Source organism: Streptomyces caeruleatus, from assembly GCF_001514235.1.
GTDB lineage: Bacteria > Actinomycetota > Actinomycetes > Streptomycetales > Streptomycetaceae > Streptomyces > Streptomyces caeruleatus.
Map to the genome: position 1 here is coordinate 1 of NZ_KQ948956.1, position 19,082 is coordinate 19,082.

General features: G+C 67.3%; 14 protein-coding genes and 2 pseudogenes. 3 read left to right on the forward strand and 13 right to left on the reverse strand.

The features are described 5' to 3' along the window. Positions 1–1,171: 1,171 nt before the first annotated feature. Positions 1,172–2,146, forward strand: a complete 975-nt coding sequence (locus tag AQJ67_RS43975; RefSeq protein ID WP_062725782.1) for a GNAT family N-acetyltransferase — start codon at positions 1,172–1,174, stop codon at positions 2,144–2,146. Between the two features lie 153 nt (positions 2,147–2,299). Here the strand turns inward: AQJ67_RS43975 and AQJ67_RS43980 are convergent, their stop codons facing one another. From AQJ67_RS43980 to AQJ67_RS46465, 4 genes and pseudogenes are all read right to left on the reverse strand, one after another. Then, positions 2,300–4,561 carry an SUKH-4 family immunity protein gene (locus AQJ67_RS43980; RefSeq protein WP_062725783.1) on the reverse strand — a complete coding sequence of 754 codons (2,262 nt, stop codon included), beginning with the start codon at positions 4,559–4,561 and terminating at the stop codon, positions 2,300–2,302. Positions 4,562–4,652: 91 nt separating this feature from the next. Then, complete coding sequence (locus tag AQJ67_RS43985) at positions 4,653–5,852, reverse strand: SUKH-4 family immunity protein (protein ID WP_062725785.1); 1,200 nt, start codon at positions 5,850–5,852, stop codon at positions 4,653–4,655. An 85-nt stretch (positions 5,853–5,937) separates the two neighbouring features. Beyond that, positions 5,938–6,387, reverse strand: a complete 450-nt coding sequence (locus AQJ67_RS48070) for a hypothetical protein (RefSeq protein ID WP_159058945.1) — start codon at positions 6,385–6,387, stop codon at positions 5,938–5,940. Between the two features lie 668 nt (positions 6,388–7,055). Further along, positions 7,056–7,688 (reverse strand): annotated as a pseudogene (locus AQJ67_RS46465) (transposase family protein); the annotation flags it as partial. A gap of 93 nt (positions 7,689–7,781) precedes the next feature. On the opposite strand from AQJ67_RS46465, the gene AQJ67_RS43990 reads away from it, so the two are divergent. After that, the gene (locus tag AQJ67_RS43990; RefSeq protein WP_079056562.1) at positions 7,782–8,309 is read left to right on the forward strand and encodes a GNAT family N-acetyltransferase; all 528 of its coding nucleotides are present in this window, start codon (positions 7,782–7,784) and stop codon (positions 8,307–8,309) included. Between the two features lie 109 nt (positions 8,310–8,418). Here the strand turns inward: AQJ67_RS43990 and AQJ67_RS43995 are convergent, their stop codons facing one another. Then, the gene (locus AQJ67_RS43995) at positions 8,419–8,604 is read right to left on the reverse strand and encodes a hypothetical protein (RefSeq protein WP_159058946.1); all 186 of its coding nucleotides are present in this window, start codon (positions 8,602–8,604) and stop codon (positions 8,419–8,421) included. A 422-nt stretch (positions 8,605–9,026) separates the two neighbouring features. Next, positions 9,027–10,838, reverse strand: coding sequence for an SUKH-4 family immunity protein (locus AQJ67_RS44000; RefSeq protein ID WP_159058947.1), 1,812 nt, complete (start codon positions 10,836–10,838; stop codon positions 9,027–9,029). 482 nt (positions 10,839–11,320) lie between these two features. Between AQJ67_RS44000 and AQJ67_RS50935 the strand changes: the two are divergent. After that, positions 11,321–11,624, forward strand: a pseudogene (locus tag AQJ67_RS50935) (IS5/IS1182 family transposase); the annotation flags it as partial. Positions 11,625–11,796: 172 nt separating this feature from the next. Here AQJ67_RS50935 and AQJ67_RS44005 read toward each other — a convergent pair. From AQJ67_RS44005 to AQJ67_RS48080, 7 genes are all read right to left on the reverse strand, one after another. Further along, positions 11,797–12,075, reverse strand: coding sequence for an SUKH-4 family immunity protein (locus tag AQJ67_RS44005; RefSeq protein WP_062725793.1), 279 nt, complete (start codon positions 12,073–12,075; stop codon positions 11,797–11,799). Next, a complete protein-coding gene (locus AQJ67_RS48075; RefSeq protein ID WP_062725795.1) occupies positions 12,057–13,895 on the reverse strand; it encodes a hypothetical protein in 1,839 nt (612 codons plus the stop codon). The genes AQJ67_RS44005 and AQJ67_RS48075 overlap by 19 nt, the downstream gene beginning before the upstream one ends. A gap of 8 nt (positions 13,896–13,903) precedes the next feature. After that, positions 13,904–14,149 carry a hypothetical protein gene (locus tag AQJ67_RS44015; RefSeq protein ID WP_159058949.1) on the reverse strand — a complete coding sequence of 82 codons (246 nt, stop codon included), beginning with the start codon at positions 14,147–14,149 and terminating at the stop codon, positions 13,904–13,906. 394 nt (positions 14,150–14,543) lie between these two features. After that, positions 14,544–14,885: an LppU/SCO3897 family protein gene (locus tag AQJ67_RS44020; protein ID WP_244190807.1), complete on the reverse strand. Its 342-nt coding sequence runs from the start codon at positions 14,883–14,885 to the stop codon at positions 14,544–14,546. Then, a complete protein-coding gene (locus AQJ67_RS50055; protein ID WP_244190808.1) occupies positions 14,882–15,067 on the reverse strand; it encodes a hypothetical protein in 186 nt (61 codons plus the stop codon). The genes AQJ67_RS44020 and AQJ67_RS50055 overlap by 4 nt, the downstream gene beginning before the upstream one ends. A gap of 441 nt (positions 15,068–15,508) precedes the next feature. Continuing rightward, on the reverse strand, positions 15,509–17,695 hold the full coding sequence (locus AQJ67_RS44025; protein WP_062725799.1) for an SUKH-4 family immunity protein: 2,187 nt from the start codon (positions 17,693–17,695) through the stop codon (positions 15,509–15,511). Between the two features lie 72 nt (positions 17,696–17,767). Continuing rightward, positions 17,768–19,082, reverse strand: a 1,315-nt coding sequence (locus AQJ67_RS48080; protein WP_208615153.1) for a nucleic acid/nucleotide deaminase domain-containing protein, incomplete at its 5' end; no start/stop codon positions are given.

Sequence of the window (19,082 nt, forward strand, 5' to 3'; positions counted from 1 at the left end):
AATGGAACTGATAGCGCGTCAGGTGGGGAATTAGGGCACCGCGTTCGTCGTCCGGCGTCCGGTAGCCACAGCGGCTCCCGTATGCCGGGCGCGGGTACGGCGTCGGGCCGGGGGCCGGCGAGTGCTTCGCCGGTCTCGGAAGTAGTCGTCGGGGCGACGGCGAGTTGATGCAGAGGGCCGGGCCGTACGAACGCCGCCGCGCTCATCGCTCCCGGTGGCCGCCAGTGCGCCCAGCGCACCCGCCACGGGAGGTCCTGTCCGGAAGCGGCGGTGTCGGCGGCGGTCTCGTGGTCGCCGAGTGCCGTACTCATGAGGTGCAGCCAGGACGCCCATTCGCCCTGCGACAGGGAGTCGACCCCGCACATCCACAGATCGACGGCGTTTCCGGCGGGGGGGAGGGGGGGGAGGAGGCGTGGTCGACCCGGTAGGGATCGGCGCAATGGGCCGCGTCGATCAGGCGATTTGGTCGAGGTGGGCGACCTGGTCGAGATGGGCGACGTGGCGGGCGGAGCGCTGCACCGAGTCCAACTATCTGGCCTGCATGGCTAGGGCGACGTTCAGCGGCCCCACCAAGGCGACTCCAATTGGCCGCATTCTGCCGGTGGTTGGTGAAGATCAGGCGACTTGAGGTGGCCCCGGGGGGCGGCGTCATCTGGGACCGCGGGTTGCCGCCGTTGGCGGCTAGCGGGGGCCGGATGCGATCCGTCTGGGACGAGCGGCGAGGCCGATTAGGCTGTGCTGACAGGCTGAGGCGGACTGGCAGGGGGCCACGTGGAGCCTCGGTACCAGTACCGGCCCCAGCGCCGGACCCCGGTACCGGCCCCGGCCCCAGCCCCCGGTCCGCGACGCCAGCCACCACGACGGCATCCCGCTTTCAAGGTCAAGTAGCCGTGGCGGGCTCCAATAGTTCGCTGGGCGAACTGTTCGGCGGTGATGACCATGGCGGGGCGAGGCTGCAGAGCAGGCTGCAGAGCAGGCACAGCCGGCGTTGCCCGGCTCTTCGGAGACCCCGGCGGACCGGGGCCCACCGGGTGGTCGACCGGCAGGAAGGCGGCTGCCCGGCCGTCGGGGAACGCGGCCGCTCGATCCTTGAGGTGCCGCCGGATCCGTCACTTCGCCCGCGGCGCACCTCCGTGGTGCGATGGAACCGGGGGCGGAAAGGAGAGCGATCATGCCCGCAGCGAAGCGAACGAGTGTCGCCGCCTCGGTGTCGGTCCGCCCGCTGGTCGAGCCGGACCTGGATCGGGCCGACGAGATCTTCAGGGTCGCCTTCGGGACCTTCCTCGGGGCCCCTGAGCCGGAGACGTTCTTCGGGACAGCCGACTATGTCCGCACCCGCTGGGCGGCAGATCCGCATGCTGCCTTCGCAGCGACGGTCGAGGGCGAGGTCGTCGGATCGAACTTCGCCGCCGACTGGGGCAGCGTCGGCTTCTTCGGCCCGCTGACCGTACGCCCGGACCTGTGGGACCAGGGCATCGGCAGGCGCCTCATGGAACCGGTCATGGCCCGCTTCGACACTTGGGAGAACCGCCACCTCGGCCTGTTCACCTTCTCGCACAGTCCCAAGCACCTCGAGCTCTACCGCCACTACGGTTTCTGGCCCCGATTCCTGACAGCCATCATGAAGAAACAGGTCGCCGTCAGTGCCGCAGTCCCCGGCCGAGTGCTGTACGGCGAGCTGACCGCCGCTGAGCGGCCCGACGTGCTGAGCCTCAGCCGCGCGCTGACGGGGGCCGTGTACGAGGGCCTGAGCCTGGAGCGCGAGATCATGGCCACACAGGCGCAGGGGCTCGGGGACACCGTCCTCCTGGAGGGCGCCGACTCCGCCCTCGACGGTCTGGCTGTCTGCCACTGCGGAGCGGGATCGGAGGCCGGGGAGGACGTGTGCTTCGTCAAATTCGGCGCCGTACGCCCTGGCCCGGACGCCCCCGACCGGTTCGAACGACTGCTGAACGCGTGCGAGCAGCTGGCCACCGAGAAGGGACTGGGGCAACTGGACGCCGGAATGAACCTGGCCCGCCAGGACGCCTACCGGCGCATGGTCGACCGCGGGTTCCGTACCTGGCTGCAAGGCGTGACCATGCACAAGCCGAACGAACCTGGCTACAGCCACCCGGACGCCTACGTGATCGACGACTGGCGCTGAGTCCACCGCCATACCCGGCTTCGGGGAGGACCCGATGCCGTCAGGAGTCGCCTGACACCAGGACCTCACGCTGTGGCCACCTGCGAGGGGAGCTGCTCCGAGAAATCCTGCGGGCGGAGGGGAGTATTCACTGGGGGCGACTGCCCTTCACCTTCACGGCCCGTAGGAGGCCAAGTCCCAGGTGCTGTCCTCGAAGTCGTACCCCTCGAGGATGAGGGTCCAGGCCTCGGCACGGGCGGCGGCACCGTCGATCTGTTCGCACCACCTGGCGAGGTTGTGCAGTGCGTCCTTGTGGTCGGCGGCGTACGGGAAGTGCGTCCTGCGGAACTCGTCGTACAACCGGACCATGGCGAAGAACTGGATGAGGCTGCTGCCGGCGGCGGGGTCGGGCGAGCCACCCGTGGTGTCCCTGTACAGCCGACCGGTGGTGCCGTCGAGCAGGAGCCTGGAGTACATCCAGGTACCGAGCTCGTAGAACGGGCCGGCGCTGGGTGCCTCGTTCCTGGCACGGCGTTGCCGTGGCACGTCCCGGCCCCGGCCGGGCCAGGCCACCTCGGGCAAGGGGCCGTCGCCGCGCGGGGTGATGGCGAGATGCAGGAAGTCGCTGATTTCCGGCAGGCCCGTCCGGGTGAGGAACTCCCGCGCGGCAGGGTCAGCCAGGCCGCGGGGGAGCTGATCCTCGGCCAGCCGATGACACGTCCCTGCGCCGAAGGTCTCCTCGAGCCAGTCCCGCATTCCGTCACCGCGCAGGGCGGCGGACGCGGACGGCGGCAGCGGCCATGGAGCGGGCCGGGTGTGCGCGGCGACCGGGGGTCGTTTGGGGTACGTGTCCTGTGCGGTGCTGTCAGCCTCCTGGACGGATACGGCGAAGAGGCCCCCGGCGCCGGTGAGCACCCAGCGACCGTCGACGTAGAGGCCCTGTGTCACCGCGGAGGGGCAGGCGGGCGGATCAGGGAGTGTGGGTGTCCCCACGTGGCATCCGGTGTCCGTGTGCCATCCCGTGTCCGTGTGTTCGGCGAAAGTGACGTCCGGCGCCTCGGGTACGGCGGAGCGTCGTGCGTTGCTCCAGGGGAGAGCGCCCTCCGACAGGGAGGCGTGCACCTCGACCGGAGCTGAGACAGGCTCCCCGGTCATCGGGTTCCACTCCTGACGGACGTACCGGTGCTTGGGATAGGCGTTCTTGCCGGTGGTCACGTCCCGGGCCGTGACGACGGTCAGGCCCGACTCTCCGGCCACCACGCCGAGTTCATCGACGCGACCGGCCTCGCCCTGGACGCGGCCGAAGGTGCCCGCGGGGCGCCAGTGCGTCCACATGGTCCGCCACGGCAACGGAACTCCCGAAGCCAGTAGCTCCTCGGCCAGCTCCGTGCGACCCGTGCTGAGTGCCGTGTGATGGAGCCAGGCCACCCACTCACCCTGCGACGAGGGGGAGATGCCCTGGACTTCCAGATAGTGCAGCATGGCTGCCACGCTCGCGTACGGCACTCCGTCGGGGTAGGCAACGGCGAGGGCTTCACGCAGTGCTGTGGCCGAGCACTGGGCCAGCAGCTGCCCGTTGTCCAGGAGGCGGGGCAGGTCGCCGGCCAGCGCCGCATGCATGGGAAGAGCATGGGCGGCGTACTGCCCTACCGGCCCCTGCTCGGTCCACAGCCCCGGTCCGGCGTTCGCTGTTGCGGACACCAGTGCCTCGGCGGCACGGGATTGGGCGGCGGAATCCCAGGGCTGCCTGCTCCGCCAGGCATGGAGGACCGCTTCGGACCGGAAAGCGACCGATGACCGGCCCTCGTCCACGACCAGGACGTCCGTTTGCTGCTCGACGAAGGAGAGGAGGGCGTGCACCGTTGTGGGCACACCGCTCGCAGAGGACAGCAACTGCCAGACCGGCAGTGGCACCTGACGTAGTTCGGCCGCGGCCAGTGCCCCCAGTCGTCGGGCCGCAGCTGGATCCTCTGGGTCCTCCTCGGCAGCCCCGCCGGCCGGAGTCGGCATGGGCAGGGTGACTTCGTATTCTGCGATCCGGGGCGGGGCTACGAGGCCCGGGTCGTACTCCGCCATGACCCAGACCTGACGACCTTCGAACCGCCTGAATCCCGGTGCCAGGATCTCCGCCACACGGGCCGGTTCGGTCGACGTCAGGAGCTCACCCGCGTACTGCACGTTGGCGAGGAGGAGGACACAGGGGCGACCGGCAGGGGCGGCTCGGCATTCTTCCCGCATGCGAGTGGCCACCGTGTCGGCACTCATGCCCCGGCAGTCGATCAGTGTGGCGCTGGGCCAGCGGTCCCGAACTGCCCGCAGGTACGCGGACTTGCCGCAGCGCGCAGGGCCGAGAACGGAGAACACCCGCCGCTGCCGTGCGGGCAGCTCCCGCCATGCCTCGATACGGGCCCAGTCCTCGGCGTCGATCTCGGGCACTGGGGTGATCCCTTTCATGAGCGGTCGTGCGTTGCTGGAATTACTGACCTGCCTGTTTCCCGACGTAGCGGCTGGCCCGCTTAGCGCATGATCACATTGCGACCCATGGATTCAGATCCGTATCGAGGGCGTGCTCCCACATCGGGGTGCCCTCCGTGACCGGGTCGATCTTGGTGACCCATTCCTGCAGGCTTTCCAGGGCGTCGTTGCGCTCGTAGTTCGTGGCGAAGTCACTCACAAGGAACTCGTGGCACAACCGGAGCAGAACAAGGAACTTCCGAAGGCTGCTCGCCACGATCACTTCGTCATAGCCTGTGCTTCCGTCCTGAACTACCGCTCCGGACCCTCCATCGAGGAGAAGTCCGCCTCCGGTCCAGTAGCCCAAGAGGTAGAAGGGACCCGAGACCTCAGCCGGTTTCTCGTCCCTCGGCCACGGCACGGGAACCAGCCCTGCCTCGGCCGCATCGATGGTGGCCGCGAACGGCAGGTGGTCGGAGAGTGCGGGCAGTCCCGTTTCCATAAGGAATTGCCGGCTCTCTGTGTGTACAAGGTCGGTCGGCAGTTCCTCTTCCCGTAGCCGGCGGCAAGTTCCGCGGCCGAAGGTGGCCTCCAGCCATGCGCGGCTCGGCGCACCCTCGGCCAATGCAGGTGGTGGGCATTCCCAGACACCGGCTCGGGTAATGGGTGCGTCCATGAAGGGGCTCGGCATGGCAGGCAGGTCCGGCAGCAGCTCGGGAACGGCTTGCGCGTCCACGATGAAAGTCCCGGACGCACCGGCGAACAGCCAGTTTCCTGATTTTAGCCGCTTCGATCGGAAGTAACCGAAGTCGTCGCGGGTCTCCCACCCGTTGAAGATGCTGCGGACAGCAGGCCCCGTCTCAGGGACCGGCCAACTGCGGCTCTCCGCGGCTTGCGCTGCGATGTCCTCCACCGCGAGCTCTGCGCTCGACGGGTAGCCCGACGCCCCGTTGTCCCATTTTCCGAACCGACCGAATACGCCGTAGGGGCGGCAGTTGGACCAGACCGTGCGCCAAGGAAGCCGTGCTCCGGCTTCTGCCGCGATCGACTCCGCGAGCTGCTCCTCTCCGCGGCTCAGCGCGCAGTGGTGCAGCCAGGCCACCCACTCGTCATGCGGTGCCGCGGCCAGCCCCAGTCGCTCAAGGTAGTGAGCGTCCATGGCGAGACCGCCTTGGGGCACACCATCGGGCCACCGGACAGCGAGGGCTTGCAGGAGTCCGGTCGCATCCAGGTTCGCCAGGACTCGGCCGTTACTCAGCAAGTCGTCGAGCATGCCCGCATGGACGGCGTGGAGCCCCAGGACCCGGGCTGCGTACTCCCCGACAGGTCCCGCGGTTCGCCAGGACCCGGCTGCTCGTTCACCGAGAGAGTCCACAAGCGCTGTGACGACGGCCGCGTGACGACCAGACCGGGAAAGGCGTCCAACGCAACTCGGCGAACGCGAGAGCACGCAGTGCCGGCTGGCTACGCGCGACAACAAGGCCAGGAGGTGAGACCGCTGATGCTTCCAGATGGAGGGTCAGCCAGTCCCGCAGCCAACGGTCCTCTGGGTGCGATTCGACGATCACCTTGGCTCCTGCCTCCATCACCAGCGGGCCCAGTACCCGCTTGATGACACGGCTGGGCTGGATGGATTGACGCGTACGCCCGGCCCGTTGCGAGTTGGCGATGAGAAGAGGTCGGCTGCCCACTCCCGCACGTTCGAGCGCCCACACCCAGTCCACCCGCTGGAACCCTAGATCGGACACCTCGAAGGCGTCGAGAATCTTTCCCAGGATCTCCTCGGCGGTGAGCCCGGTGGCGTCCACCCACACAGGGTCGGGGAGTGCGTCCCGCAGTCGCAGCAGGACCTCGGTCCTTCCGGTCCCGGCAGTCCCGAGGAGCTCCACCGACCGCTCAGGGCCGCAGTCGTGCCACCACGACTGAATTCGGGAGACGCACTGGTCTGCGGATGATGGGGCATTGGTGGGATCTGGAGCCATGACGTCCTCTCAAGGTGCCGGAGAGTTTCCCGCTCCAGGCAGCCTATCTGCGCTTTTCCTATACCCCTTCGGCGATCTCCAGCCAGAGCTCTTCGGCAAGCTGCGTCCGGGCTTGGAACTGCTTCTCCATCGTGCTGTCGTACACCGGGACGCCCTTGAGTCTGTCCTGCAGGATTTTCGAGCAGTTCCTATCTGCGCCCAGGGCGCCTTTCCTGTCGCCGCAAGCTCGCGTTCGGTATGCAGGCTGGTGGCCGTAAACTTTTTGTCGCCCTTGTTTGCCTGATCCATCCAGTTGAGGAGACTTCGTTCTGAGTGACTCCCGCCCTGTCCTTCGCTGGAATCCACCACATACCTGATATTGCCATCCGAGTCGACGGTCTCAAGCACAGCGTAGTTGCGGCCGGTCAGGTCAGGAGTTTGCTTTTCGGTATTTTCCGAGGGGTTGCTGACCTTGGCCAGCAGGGTCTTGGCGAACTCTGGACCGTGCACGGGATTCGACGTAACGCCGTATTCCTGGTGGAACGTGTGACTCGCATGGCGTGGTGGACGCCGTCGCCTTTCAGGCGGCAGTCGCGGAGTCTTCCAGGTCTTCATGCGGGCGAAGGCGTGCTCGACACGGGCGCGGACCTTGCGGTGGGCGGCGTTTTGGTCCTCTTTCCAGGCGGGGAGTTCGGCCTGGCCTCTCTCGCGGCGATGCGGGATGCCCGGGCCGGTACCCCGGTACCCCGGTGCCCCGGTAGCCGCCGACCGCGATGACCGTGGTGCGGCCGACAGCGTCCTTCTCGGGTGGGGACCAGAGTGCCGTCCACGATCAGCGCGGCGTCGCGGCGGAACCGTTTGCGTGGCTGCAGTGCCAGCGACGGGCCGAGGTGATCGACGATCCGGTTGGCAGCGGACTTGGACACCCCGAGCAGTGGCGCCAGTTGGCGCAGTGTCAGGTTCGTCCACCAGTACGCGGTTACCAGCAGCGCGCGGTCCTCCAGCGGCAGGTTCCACGGCCGGCTCCTGCGTACCGGATCCGCACCCTCGCCCCGCAACGCGGTGATCAGCTTGCGGAACTGACGCGGGCCCAGCCCGGTGAACGGGGCCATCCAGGACGGCTCCGACGCCGTGATCACACCAGCCACACCAAGATCGTCCTCTGTGGTGGTGGCTCTGCGCGATACCCCGCGGAATTGAATTTGATGGCGCGACGCAGCTCCGGCGTCAAGAATCGCTGGATGCGTGAAGTGAAGCTGTCCGACGGGATCATCGCTCTGTCCCCGCTGCGTTTGGACGATGCGGAGGCGCACCTCGCGGGGGAGGATGAGCCGCTGGTTCGCTGGCTCAGCGGCGGTCCCGGCACACGCGAGGGCGTCGAAGCGTACATCCGGCACTGCCGGGAACAGTGGGAGACCGCCGGGCCACTCCGCGCTTTCGGCATCCGGGTAGGCGCCGACGAGACGCTCGCGGGGACGATCGACCTGCGGTTCGCAGCAGAGGGCTTGGCTCCCGGCCAGGTGAATGTCGCCTACGGCCTCTACCCGTCCTGGAGGGGGCGCGGCCTGGCCACCCGCGCGGTCCTCCTGGTCTCCCGGTACGCGGCAAGTGAGGGCGGGAAGGAGGTGGTGATCCGGGTAGAGCCGGAGAACTCCGCATCTGCCGCAGTCGCCCAGCGGGCGGGGTTCATCCCCGGCAAGCACACGCATGGCGAGGACGGGACACGGCTCGACTGGTACACCCGGGACCTGTGCATCGAGCCCCAGTGACGACCCCGCTGTCCCCAAGCCGGCATGAGGGCGTTTGGCGACGCGTGACCAGCGATTACGGGGCAACCCTTAGCGAGCGGGGAGATCACTGCCACACGCTCGCCACGGTTCAGCTGCTCAAAGCCAGGAAGCGCGTCCTGTAACTGTCTGTCAGTGAGAACCCTGGATTGCGCGCGTCCTCTCCATCGGGGTGAGGGGAATCTCCGGCCGCGATCCGCAGCACCTCGTACAGGCTTCCGTCGTTGGCCCAGTCGCGCATCTGCTGGTCGACGTGGTCGTGCTCGATGCGGTACACGGGGTTGGTCCTGCGCAGCTCGGCCTGCTTGTCGTCAGGGGGCTGCCGACTGCCGCCCATCCGGGTTCGGGGCTGGTACTCATGCGTCAGGTCTTCCCTCCCGTCAGGTTCCCTCTGTGTAGGACGCTTTGGCGTCGGTGGTAAGTCAAGCCGTGACGTAGGTCGTCCCCCATTTCCTCCGGCAGACGTGCGCCAGCGGTTGTCCCCTAACGGTTGTGGCGGTGGGTGCGTGGACTTGCCATGAGTGGTGACTACAGCGGGGCAGGCCCAGGCGGCTGCCGCTGGCAGATCGCGTCCTGTTGGTTGCCGCGTACTGGGTGCGCGGGGACGAGCGGATCCTGTCCCTTGCTGGCGCGGTCCTCGTTGAGGTGGGGGGGGAGGAGGTGCGAGCAGGGTCACCGGTCGGTCAGGGGGATCGGTTTTCAGTCGGTGGTTCGCAGTGCGGCAGTCCAGAAGGTGGTGTCTGCGTCGTCGTCGAGGTCGGGCAGCGTGTCCTGCAGATCGTCTCTGATCGCGACGCGCTCGGTACGGCTCCCCGCCGCGGCCAGCATGCACCGGGCCACGAGGTAGTGCTGGAGCAGGTCGATGAACGTGACAAGGCTGCCGGCGATCAACACGGCGGGGGTTTCCTGTTCTCCGCCGTCGTCGGGCCCGTCGAACTCGTCGGGCTCGTGGTCGAAGTAGGCATCGAAGTCGTCTTCTGCGCCGCTCCAGTTGTCTGCACCGAACAGGACTACCTGCCCCGTCCCGCCGTACAGGACCAGTTCACCGGCACCCCACGTACCGATCTTGTAGGACGCACCTGGGACGGCGTCTGCCGGTAGGTCGTCAGGGGCGAGCCGGGGCAGACCCACTTCGTCCAGAGCCTCGAGCCGGATGGCGGCGCCTTCGAAGGCGGGCAGTCCGACGTCCGTGAGAATGCGGCGTGTCTCGGCGTCCGTCACCCCCTCGGGCAGGAGGCCGGTGGGCAGGCGACGTACGACGCCCGGTTCGAAGAGGTCGTGGTCGTACGAGCCTCGGCGCCGTGCTGTCCCGCGGTGCAGTGCGGGGAGGAAACCGGAGTCGTCGAAGAGCGGCTCTCCGTGCACCTTGCTGATGCGCGGACTTAGGGCGGGGTCGTGGAGCTCGACCGCGAAAATGCCGCCGAGCCCCGTCACGACCACAAGGTCGCCGACCCTCACCTGATCCGACACGAAGGGGGGTTCCAGGGTGTCGAACACGGTCAGATCGTCCCAGTCGGGTGTGACGTTGCGATCCATGTCGGCGAGCCAGAGCGGCTCGCGTCGCCCCGGTGCCGGTATCGCCTCCGGCCAGGGGCCGGCCAGCTCCTCGCCGGTTTCGGCGTCCCAGACCCGGTATCGCTCGTCCCATTCCCCCGGAGCGGAAACGGCGTGCCGGCCAGGTAGGTAGTCCTCAGGGGCGATGACCGGGTCCCCCAGTGGACCGGGCCGAACGTACGCGGCGTTCAAGGCCCCCGGCGGCCGCCAATGGGCCCAGCGCACCTGCCACGGCAGCGGCCGGCCGGACGCGGCGATCTGGGCGGCGGTCTCCGTATCGCCACGCACCGTACTCATCAGGTGCAGCCACGATGCCCATTCGCCCTGGGACAGGGAATCGACACCGCACATCCACAAGTTGAGCGCGTCCCCGGCCGGAGACGCACTGTTCACCACGTAGGAGTCGTCGGCGTGGGCCGCGTCGATCAGGGCGACTTGATCGATACGGGCGACGAGCCGGCCGGAGCGCTGAACGGCGTCGAACTCGCCGGCCTGCACGGCGTGCATCGCCAGTCCTTCTGCCAGGTACTGGCCGGTCGTGCCTGCTGCCGCGGGCTGATCGCGCAGCCATGCGACCAGCTCCACATTCACGGCTCGTACGATCTCGGCATCGGTGGTCAGCCGCAGCCTTTCGGCGTGCCGCTCGTCACGGAAGCGGACCCAGCCGTCGTCCTCCACCTCCAGTAGCTCCCCGGCAGCCTCCAGCGTTGCGGCGACATCCAGGGACCGGCGCACCTGGGACCCCAGCGCCCGGGCGAGGACGGTCCACACAGGCAAGGGCGCACGACGGACCTCGGCCAGCGCCAGCGCACGCAGCGCTTCGGTGTCCGTGCCGGCGGGCAGGCGCCCCACCGCCTCTTCGGAACTGCCCGGTTGCAGTGCCATGACTAGGTGATCGTGCGCCGCCCGGACATCCGGCAGGTCCCGTTCGATCACGACCTTGAGACCGCCGCCCACGGCCAGCTCACCGGTGAAGCGGTGCACCATGCGAGCGGGCTCCGTGGAGCGCCGAGTACGGCCCGCACGGTGGCCGTTGAGGATGATGACCAGTCCGCCACCGAGCGGGGAGTCTTCGAGCTCGAATCCCCAGTCCGCCCGCTTCTCCGGCAGAGCGGGGAACCCAGCAGAAGTCATGACCCGTTCGATGAGGTCTTCACAGGTCAGCCCGGTGGCATCCACGAGCACCGCCTCGCCGCGGGCCTCACTCAGCCGTAGCAGTGTCTCTGTCCGTCCGGACCCAGGAGGGCCGGTCAACTCGGCCACTCGCTGGGTCCCGCTCGCCGACCACTCCAGGAGCTGGGCCAGGGCTTCTTCGGTTGACATGGGCGAAGGGGTGGGTGCCCGGCGGCTCATCGCTGAATCTGCTGACTCTCGGAGTGTTCACACAGGGACGGGGCAAGGGGTGTTGCTCAAGGCTCTGAGCAGGGCATCTCCCTCGTATAGCTGGGATATTAAGGGCTGAGCGGGTGTGGGCGGAGATGTTCACCGGGCTGCAGGTGAGTGACGCAGTTTGTGCGTCCGCTCAAGGTGGCGCGGGAGCGGGGCGGCAACGGCACTTTGCGGGGACGACCGTAGTCGGTGTCGCTGGCCGAGCCGTGCTGGTGGTCGCGGTGGACTACCGCACGAATCTCACGATGCGGCAACTCGGCCGCCGTGCGGTGTCTCCTCCTCCATGGTGTGCCAGGTATCCAGCGGCTTGGGCCGCTGCTCGCGATCGAGCCCGCCGTCCGCCCAGCCGATGCCTGCCGCCATGGAGCCCGGCTGCCCGCCCCGCGTAGGCGCCGGGGGCGGCGCTCTCCCAGGCTGTCGTACCGCGTGCCTTCAACGGCTTGCCCCGTCCTCCACGTCCTCCCCGTCCTCCCCGTCCTCCACGTCCTTCACGTCCTTCACGTCCTCCGCCTTCGCAGACCGGGCGTCAGTCGTTGTGCAATGCGTACGTCCACGCTTCGGACTGGGCGCCGGCCGCGTCGATTTCCCAGACGGCATCTTCGATGTGCTGCCGGAACAGATGGTCTTCGTCCTGGTTCTCCAGTGTCCCGAGAATGCGGCGTCCGGCGATCCACCACGTGACCATGGCCAGGAAGCGGTCGAGGGATGTTGCGACGAGAAAGCCGTCGAGTCCGCTCTCGTCGGCGGTACGCGGCATGCGCAGGACGTGCCCGGAGGGGCCGTCGATCACGATCTCGGCGCCCATCCACAAACCGATCTGGAAGAACGGGCCGTTCTCTGCGGGCTGTTCGAGTTCCTTGGTCCAGGACAACTCCCACAGGAAACGTTCGTACTCGGGCTCCAGCCTGATTCCCTTTCCGGCGCGGTGCGCAGGACGGGCGTGTTGGGGAAGAGCTTTGCCAAATCTGCCGCGGTCGTCGTGGAGGCTTCCATGAGCAGGGTGGGGCCTGCGGCGGTCTTTGCGCCGAGGAGCGGCGCCCCGCGGAGTGGATCGAGCACGTGCTCTGCTTCCGTATCGGTGCCTTCCACGGCGAAGACGCCTCCGGGGCCGGCGAACACCGTCAGGCTGCCAAGACGCAGTGAGACAGGAAGGAACTCGTCATCGGGTCCCCCTGCGCTGTCGTCGTGGGCCAGGAGTTCGCTGCGACGGGTCGGCCCAGCCCGGCCCGTCTCCGGCGGCCAGGTCAGTACATTCGCGGCTTCGTTGGGGAAGTCCTCGTCGAACCAGGGGCCCGCCACGAGCTCCGAGGTCTCCGTGTCCCATACCCGCACCCCCTTGTCCCCGGCCTTCGCGGCCACCGCCGGCCGACCGCGCCAGCGCACCTCGAACAGTGCGTAGACCGGACCGGGTTCGAGGTATCCCGGGTCGTATCCGCCCGGTGGGCGCCAGTGGGTCCAACGGGCCTTCCAGGGAAGACGTAGGCCGGATTGTTCGATGTCGGCGCACAGTTCGGTGTCGTTACGCGCCATGGCCATCAGATGCAGCCACGCCGCCCACTCACCCTGATCCGTCGGCGCCACCCCGTACATCGACAAGTACACCGCGTCGGCAGCCGCGTTCGAGCCGGGCACCGAGCCGTCATGCGCGCAGTGGGCAGCGTCCAGGAGGGCGTTCTGCGGAAGATTGGCCAGTACGCCGCCGTCTCGCAGCAGTCCGTCGAACTCGCCCGCCTGTACCGCGTGCATGGCCAGGCCCTGGGCGGCGTAACGACCCAGCGGACCGGAGGCGGCCCAGCCCTCCGGATGCCGCAATCGGGGAGCGAGCCCTCGCAGCCACCGGACCATGTGGCAGTTCACCCGCTCGCTCACCTCCGCCGGAGTCTCGCGACGCATTGCTTCGGCCACGGCATCGTCGGTGAACGAGACCTCCTCGTCGGTCACGGTGACGAGTTCGGGGAAACGGTCGGCAAGCTCGTGCAGGGCCGCCTCGTCGAAATCCGGGGCTTCGGCGGCCTGGGCCAACTCGCTCCACGCTGCCCAGGGCACACGTCGCGGCTCGGACAGGGCCAGTGCGCGCAGCTGCGGGGACTGCGAGGCGGTCGCGACGGCGGCCGCGAGTGCGTTCTGCGGGCCATCGGGGGATGTGTTGTCCAGCCAGACCGCGAGCCTGCGGTACGGCGACGCGCCAAGAACCGATGGCAGCGTATTGACCACAACGCTCGGTCCGAGGAGGGAGAGTCGCTCCGCCGCATGGTCGCGAACGAGCGCCGGCTGGGCGGACCTGCGGGTGAGCCCGGCCTGTCCAGCGCGCGTGATCAGAACCAGCTTGCCGCCCCCGTGCAGGCGGGCGGCCCTGTCCCAGACGTAGGGCTGCACCTGCTCATCGGGCACCCCGATGAGTCTGAGGGCGTCTCGGAACACGTCTTCCGCATCCGCTTCCGTGGCATCGAGCAGCACGCTTTGGGTGATGTGCCGGTGCGCTTCCTCGAGGACACCCGTGGTGCCGGTGAGGCTGACGACGTCCAAGCGCTTCTTCTTGGGGGCGCCGTCACGCCACCAGTCACGTACCTGTGCCACTGCCGGGTCCGGAGCGAAGCGTTCGGGGTCTGGGGACGACTCGGACATGTGGCTCCCTACTGCGGCGGATCGAGGTGCAGCATAGCCTTCGCCCAAACCGAGCCGATGGCTGCGAGGTGGCGATCCATCTCAGCCTGCATTTCCTTTTCGTTCTCGGTGCGGATCTTTTTCACCCTGTTGGCAATCTGCTGGTCGGTGAGCCCGCTCTGCTCCTGCTTGCCCTTCAACTTGGCACGTTCCGCGTCCCGCTTGGCCACGCCGTCGGGATCGGTCCGGTATGTGATGCTGTAGTAGACGGGCACCTTTCCGTCCTTCAACTCCGGGTGCGTACGCAGCCGTGTCGAGCAATCGGCGTGTCCCTGCCCGGAACCGCACGGCTCACGTTCCGTGTAGAGGCCGGCCATCCGGTACTTCGTGCCCTCCGGACCGGAGTTCGTCCTGTCGAACCAGTCGAGGAGATGTTTCTCCGAGTGCCGGGGACTGACACCACTGCTGTCCGCCGGGACCGAGGAGTCGACGACGAACGTGCTGTCACATCGGCCGTACCGTCGGAGCGCTTGGAGTCCGCATAGGGTCGGCCGTCCCGGTCGTGCTCGGGATTGTGCCCGACTCCCTGACACGGTGCCCTGACCCTCCCGGGCCGTCGTCAGCGAGGCCGAAGGTCGGTTCAGGCCGTTCGGATCAGGGGCAGGGGAATCAGACCTTGGTGAAGCACAACGTGTAGTCGAAGCCTCGGCTGTTGCGGTACTGGATGCCATAGTCGCACTCCGCCGAGCATTCCTTGTCCTGGCCGGGGAGCAGGGCACCCGTCTTGTACTCGGACTCGGGCGAGCCACAGTCGACGACCGTCGGCAGCGGCTCGCCCTGGGGGTCCGCGACCTTGACGCAGTCACCGATCTCGGGATCGTGCGTCTTGGCTTCTTCGGCCGCCGCGGACGCCGAAGCCTTCGCTTTGCCGCCGGTCGGGCTGGTGTTGTAGTCCCAGACCCAGTAGCCGACGGCGCCGAACACCGCGATGACGACGACCGCTGACTTCACAGCCCGCAACAGACCTCCCGGCTGAAGCCGCTGAGGACCGCCGGGAGGCTGCGGCTGCTGCGGATATCCGTACGGACTTGCTGTTGTTGCGGGTAGCCGTACGGCTGCTGCTGCTGTCCGTACGGCTGCTGCGGTTGACCGTACGGCGGCTGGTTCTGGTACTGCGGTGGAGGCGTGGACATGCCTGGAAGACACCGTGGTCGGTTGAACGGATGAAGGTCAACGCAGAGTTGAAAGGCGCACGCTACCTTTCGACGCGTCCGGGCCTGCGCCCCCGGAGCCTGCACCCCCAAGCCGGCGACCCGTCCTCCCGAAGGTCTCCCGGCCCTCTCCACTTCGACCACCGGGGCCCCGCAGGGTACCCACAGATGACGGTGCGCGACGTGAACGGATCTTCCGTAGGCCGCGGTGCAGTCCGCAGCGAATCTCGTCAATCTCCGTTGCCACTGTTCTGGGCGGCCCTTGGGGCCCCTTGTTGCCTGCCCCGCAGTGTCCTCCGCCGTGGGCTCTCCGAGCGACGGGTAACCCGATGCCCCGTTGTCCGATTTCCCCCAGCGACCGAACACGCGGTAGGGACCAGGCGTCGCACTCGAGCATGGGTGAGTGGTTGGCGGTGCTGTGAGTCAGTCGGTTTCCGAGAGGTCAGCCATCCAGGGGCCCGAGGTGGCTCCTGCCTCGTCGATGCCGCGCAGCGAATCTGCCAGGTCCTCTCTGATCGCTGTGCGTTCGAGCTCGCTGCCGGCTGCTGCGAGCATGCACCGGACCATGACGTAGTGCTGGAGCAGATCGATGAACGCGCCCAGGCTGCTGGCGATCAACAGGGTTGCGTCGGCCTGCACTTCGCCGTCTTCGAAGTCGTCCTCGTCGTCTTCGAAATAGTCGTCGGGGTCGTCAGCGCTGACCCAGTCGTCTGCGTTCAGCAGATGGACCTGCCCGGTGGGGCCATGCAACACCATGTCACTGGTCACCCATGTGCCGATCTTGTAGCACGTCCCGGGGAGGGCGTCGTCCGGCAAGCTGTCGGAGTCCGGTTCGGTCAGACCATGTTCGTCCAGAGCGACCAATTGCATCGCGACGCCCTCGAAGGCGGGCAGGCCGACCTCCGTGAGAATGCGACGTGCCTCAGGGTCCGTCAGCCCCTCCGGGATCTGCTCCTCGGGCATGCGGCGCACGACGCTCGGTTCGAAGAGACCGGCATCGTACGAGCCCGACCGCTGTGGTGTCCTGGTGTACAGGGCGGGTAGGAATCCGCGGTCGTCGAACATTGGTTCGCCATAAACCTTGCCGAGTTCAAACCCCCCAGTGGGGGAGCCGCTGGGTTCGATGGCGAAGATGCCACCGAGCCCTGCAACCACCACGACGTCGCCCACCGTTACCTGGCCCGAGATGAAGGGGGGTTCCAAGGTGTTGAACACGGTCAGGTCGACCCAGGAGGGTGTGACGCCGCGTTCGGTGTCCGGAAGCCACAGCGTCTCGCGCTGCCCGGGTTCCGGCACCACATCAGGCCAGGGCCCGGCCAGGTCCTCACCGGTCTGGGCATCCCAGACGCGGTACCGCTCATCCCACTGGCCTGGGGCGATGACCGCACGCCGCCCGGGGCAGTAGCCGTCGGGGGCGACGGTCGGCTGCCCCAAGGGGCCGGGCCGGACGAACTGCGCGCTCAACGCACCCGGTGGCCGCCAATGCGCCCACCGTACGCGCCACGGAAGCGGAAGACCTGAGTGCGCGATGTCGGCAGCGGTCTCCAGGTCGCCGCGCGCGGTACTCATCAGGTGCAGCCATGATGCCCATTCACCCTGCGGCATGGAATCGACGCCACATGTCCACAGATTGACCGCGTCGCCAGCGGGGGATTCACCCACGACGGTGCGGGGGTCTTCACTGCGTACTGCATCGAGCAGGGAGACCTGATCGAGGTGAGCCACCAGGCGGCCGGAAGACTGCACCGATGCGAACTCGCCTGCCTGCACCGCGTGCATGGCAAGTCCCTGAGTCAGGTAGGGGTTTGGTGTCCCGGTCGAGGCCTGACTGCGTAGCCACTCGACGACTTCCAGATTCACGGCACGGACGACTTCGGGCTCGACAGCCCGCCGACACGCCTCGGCGATGCGCTCGTCACGGAACCGGACCCAGCCGTCGGTGTCCACCTCCAGCATTCCGCTCGGGGACTCCAGTGCTGCGGTGATGTTCACTGGTCGGCCATACTGCGATTCCAGCGCCAGGGCGAGTCGCTCCCACACGGCCATAGGTACGCGACGCGGTTCGGCAAGCGCCAGCGCCTGCAGGGCGTCCGTATCCGCGCCGACGAGTTGTTGTACCGCTAGCTCCGAGCCCGCTCTCGGCTGGAGGGTCACCACCAGGTTCCTGTGCCATCTCCTGACATCCGGCAGGTCCCGTTCGATCAGGACCTTGACGCGGCCGGCCACGGCCAGCTCCACCGCGAAACGGTGAACCATCCGATCAGGTTCTGCGGAGCGTCGTGTTCGACCTGCCCGTTGGGCGTTGGCGACGATGACCAAGCTGCCTGCCGACGAGGAATTTCGCAAGACGTAACCCCAGTCGGCACGGCGCTCCTGTGGAATGCCGACTCCCGCTGTTTCCATGACCTGCTGGATGAGGTCCTCGGAGGTCAAGTCGGTGGCATCCAGGAAGGTCGCGTCGGGGACGATCTCAAGCAGTCTGAGCAGTGTCTCGGTTCGTCCGGAGTCCTGAGGTCCGGTCAATTCCGCCACCCCATGAGCCTCACGACTGTGCCACTCCACCAGCTCGGCCAAGGCCTGTTCCGGTGGCACGGGTGTCAGGTTGGGCATCTCAGGGCTCATGACTGATCTACTGACTCTCAGTGAGGTGTCTACTGCATTGGGATGGATTGCGGGCGCAGTCTACAGACTTGGCGCGATTGCCTTCCAGAGATCTTTCACCTTGTTGACTCGGTCCCGTATCTCTTGGTCTCGCTCTTTCTCGGCATTGGTCGGCGGGAATTCCTTGCTGACCTCACGGGCGATTACCCTTTTTTCCTCTTTGGGGAGAGCCTGCGTGGGAGTGAGGCCTAGTTCGTTCCTGCGCTGTTCTTGTAGCTCCCGCCTGAGGTCCGCTCGCTGCTGGTCCACGACCTGATCGGCCCGGTAAGTGGTGCTGTAGTAGACAGGAACTCCGGCAAGTTCTTTACCTAGCAGATCCGAACAGTTGCCACTCTTCAGCCCGCCCTTCTTGTCGCCGCACGGTTCGCGTTCGGTATACAGGGCTGTTATGTCGTACTTCTTTCCGGTTTCCGCGTATGCATTATTGACTTCATTGATCCATTCATGAAGATGTCGCTCCGAGTGCAGACCTGAAACGCCCTTCCGGTTCGGGAAGGAAGAGTCTGTTACGTACTCGATGGTGCCGTCGCCCCGCGTAATCTCGACGACCGCGAAATTTCGCTGAGTCAGGTCGGGCTTGTGCCTCGTCGGGTTGCCCAGGCTTGCCATCAGGTCTTTGACCTGCTGGCTGATCTTTTTATGCTTGGCCACACCTTCAGACGCCTGGCCATTGTCTATCGGATTGCTGCTTACGCCGTACTGTTCGTGAGCCGAGTGGCTCAGACGGGCCAGTGTGGAGATCACCAACATTCGTTCGCCCCGATTTAGGGACGAGAACCCGGGCAGAGCCTTGTTCAGGCCTTCTGCTGTGAACGTCCTGGGCCGGTCGGCAGCCGTGCTGGCATCGGTGTCCTGGCCTGACGCCACTCTCAGGACATGGGCGAGCTGTCCGTTCTTGGCCCATGTCTCCAGCTGCTGGTCGACCTCCCCGTGCTGCAGGCGGAATACAGGGTTGCTCTCTCGCACCCGTGCCTGCGCGTCGTCCGGAGGGAGGCCGCTCCGCAGCGTGGTGACATCACCGCGCTCACGTTCCAGACGCGGATGTGAGTCGTCCGGATGCGGCTCGAGGCCTGCCTTCGACTTGGCGTCCTCGTCACCGACGTCCTTCCCATCGTCGTCCTTGTCCTGCGACTGCTGGCCTGCCGGGGTGGCGGGAGCTCGCCGATCCCCGCCGACGGACGGCTCGGGGAGGGTGCGATCGGCCGGACGCTCAGAACCAGGCCGGTTGGAGTCCCTGACGTCGGCTCCGTCCGCTCTCACCGGCTGACGGTTGGCGTCCAGGGGAATTGCGAAGACGCCCTTGCTGCCGTTATGGAGAGGGTTTGGGCTTGTGCGG

Bases quoted from the DNA above. Each gene is read 5' to 3' on its own strand.
- AQJ67_RS43990 (WP_079056562.1), top strand. From the start codon at position 7,782: ATGCGTGAAGTGAAGCTGTCCGACGGGATCATCGCTCTGTCCCCGCTG.
- AQJ67_RS44005 (WP_062725793.1), bottom strand. From the start codon at position 12,075: ATGGGCGCCGAGATCGTGATCGACGGCCCCTCCGGGCACGTCCTGCGC.
- AQJ67_RS44025 (WP_062725799.1), bottom strand. From the start codon at position 17,695: ATGCCCAACCTGACACCCGTGCCACCGGAACAGGCCTTGGCCGAGCTG.
- AQJ67_RS43985 (WP_062725785.1), bottom strand. From the start codon at position 5,852: ATGCTCGACGACTTGCTGAGTAACGGCCGAGTCCTGGCGAACCTGGAT.
- AQJ67_RS48075 (WP_062725795.1), bottom strand. From the start codon at position 13,895: ATGTCCGAGTCGTCCCCAGACCCCGAACGCTTCGCTCCGGACCCGGCA.
- AQJ67_RS43975 (WP_062725782.1), top strand. From the start codon at position 1,172: ATGCCCGCAGCGAAGCGAACGAGTGTCGCCGCCTCGGTGTCGGTCCGC.
- AQJ67_RS50055 (WP_244190808.1), bottom strand. From the start codon at position 15,067: ATGTCCACGCCTCCACCGCAGTACCAGAACCAGCCGCCGTACGGTCAA.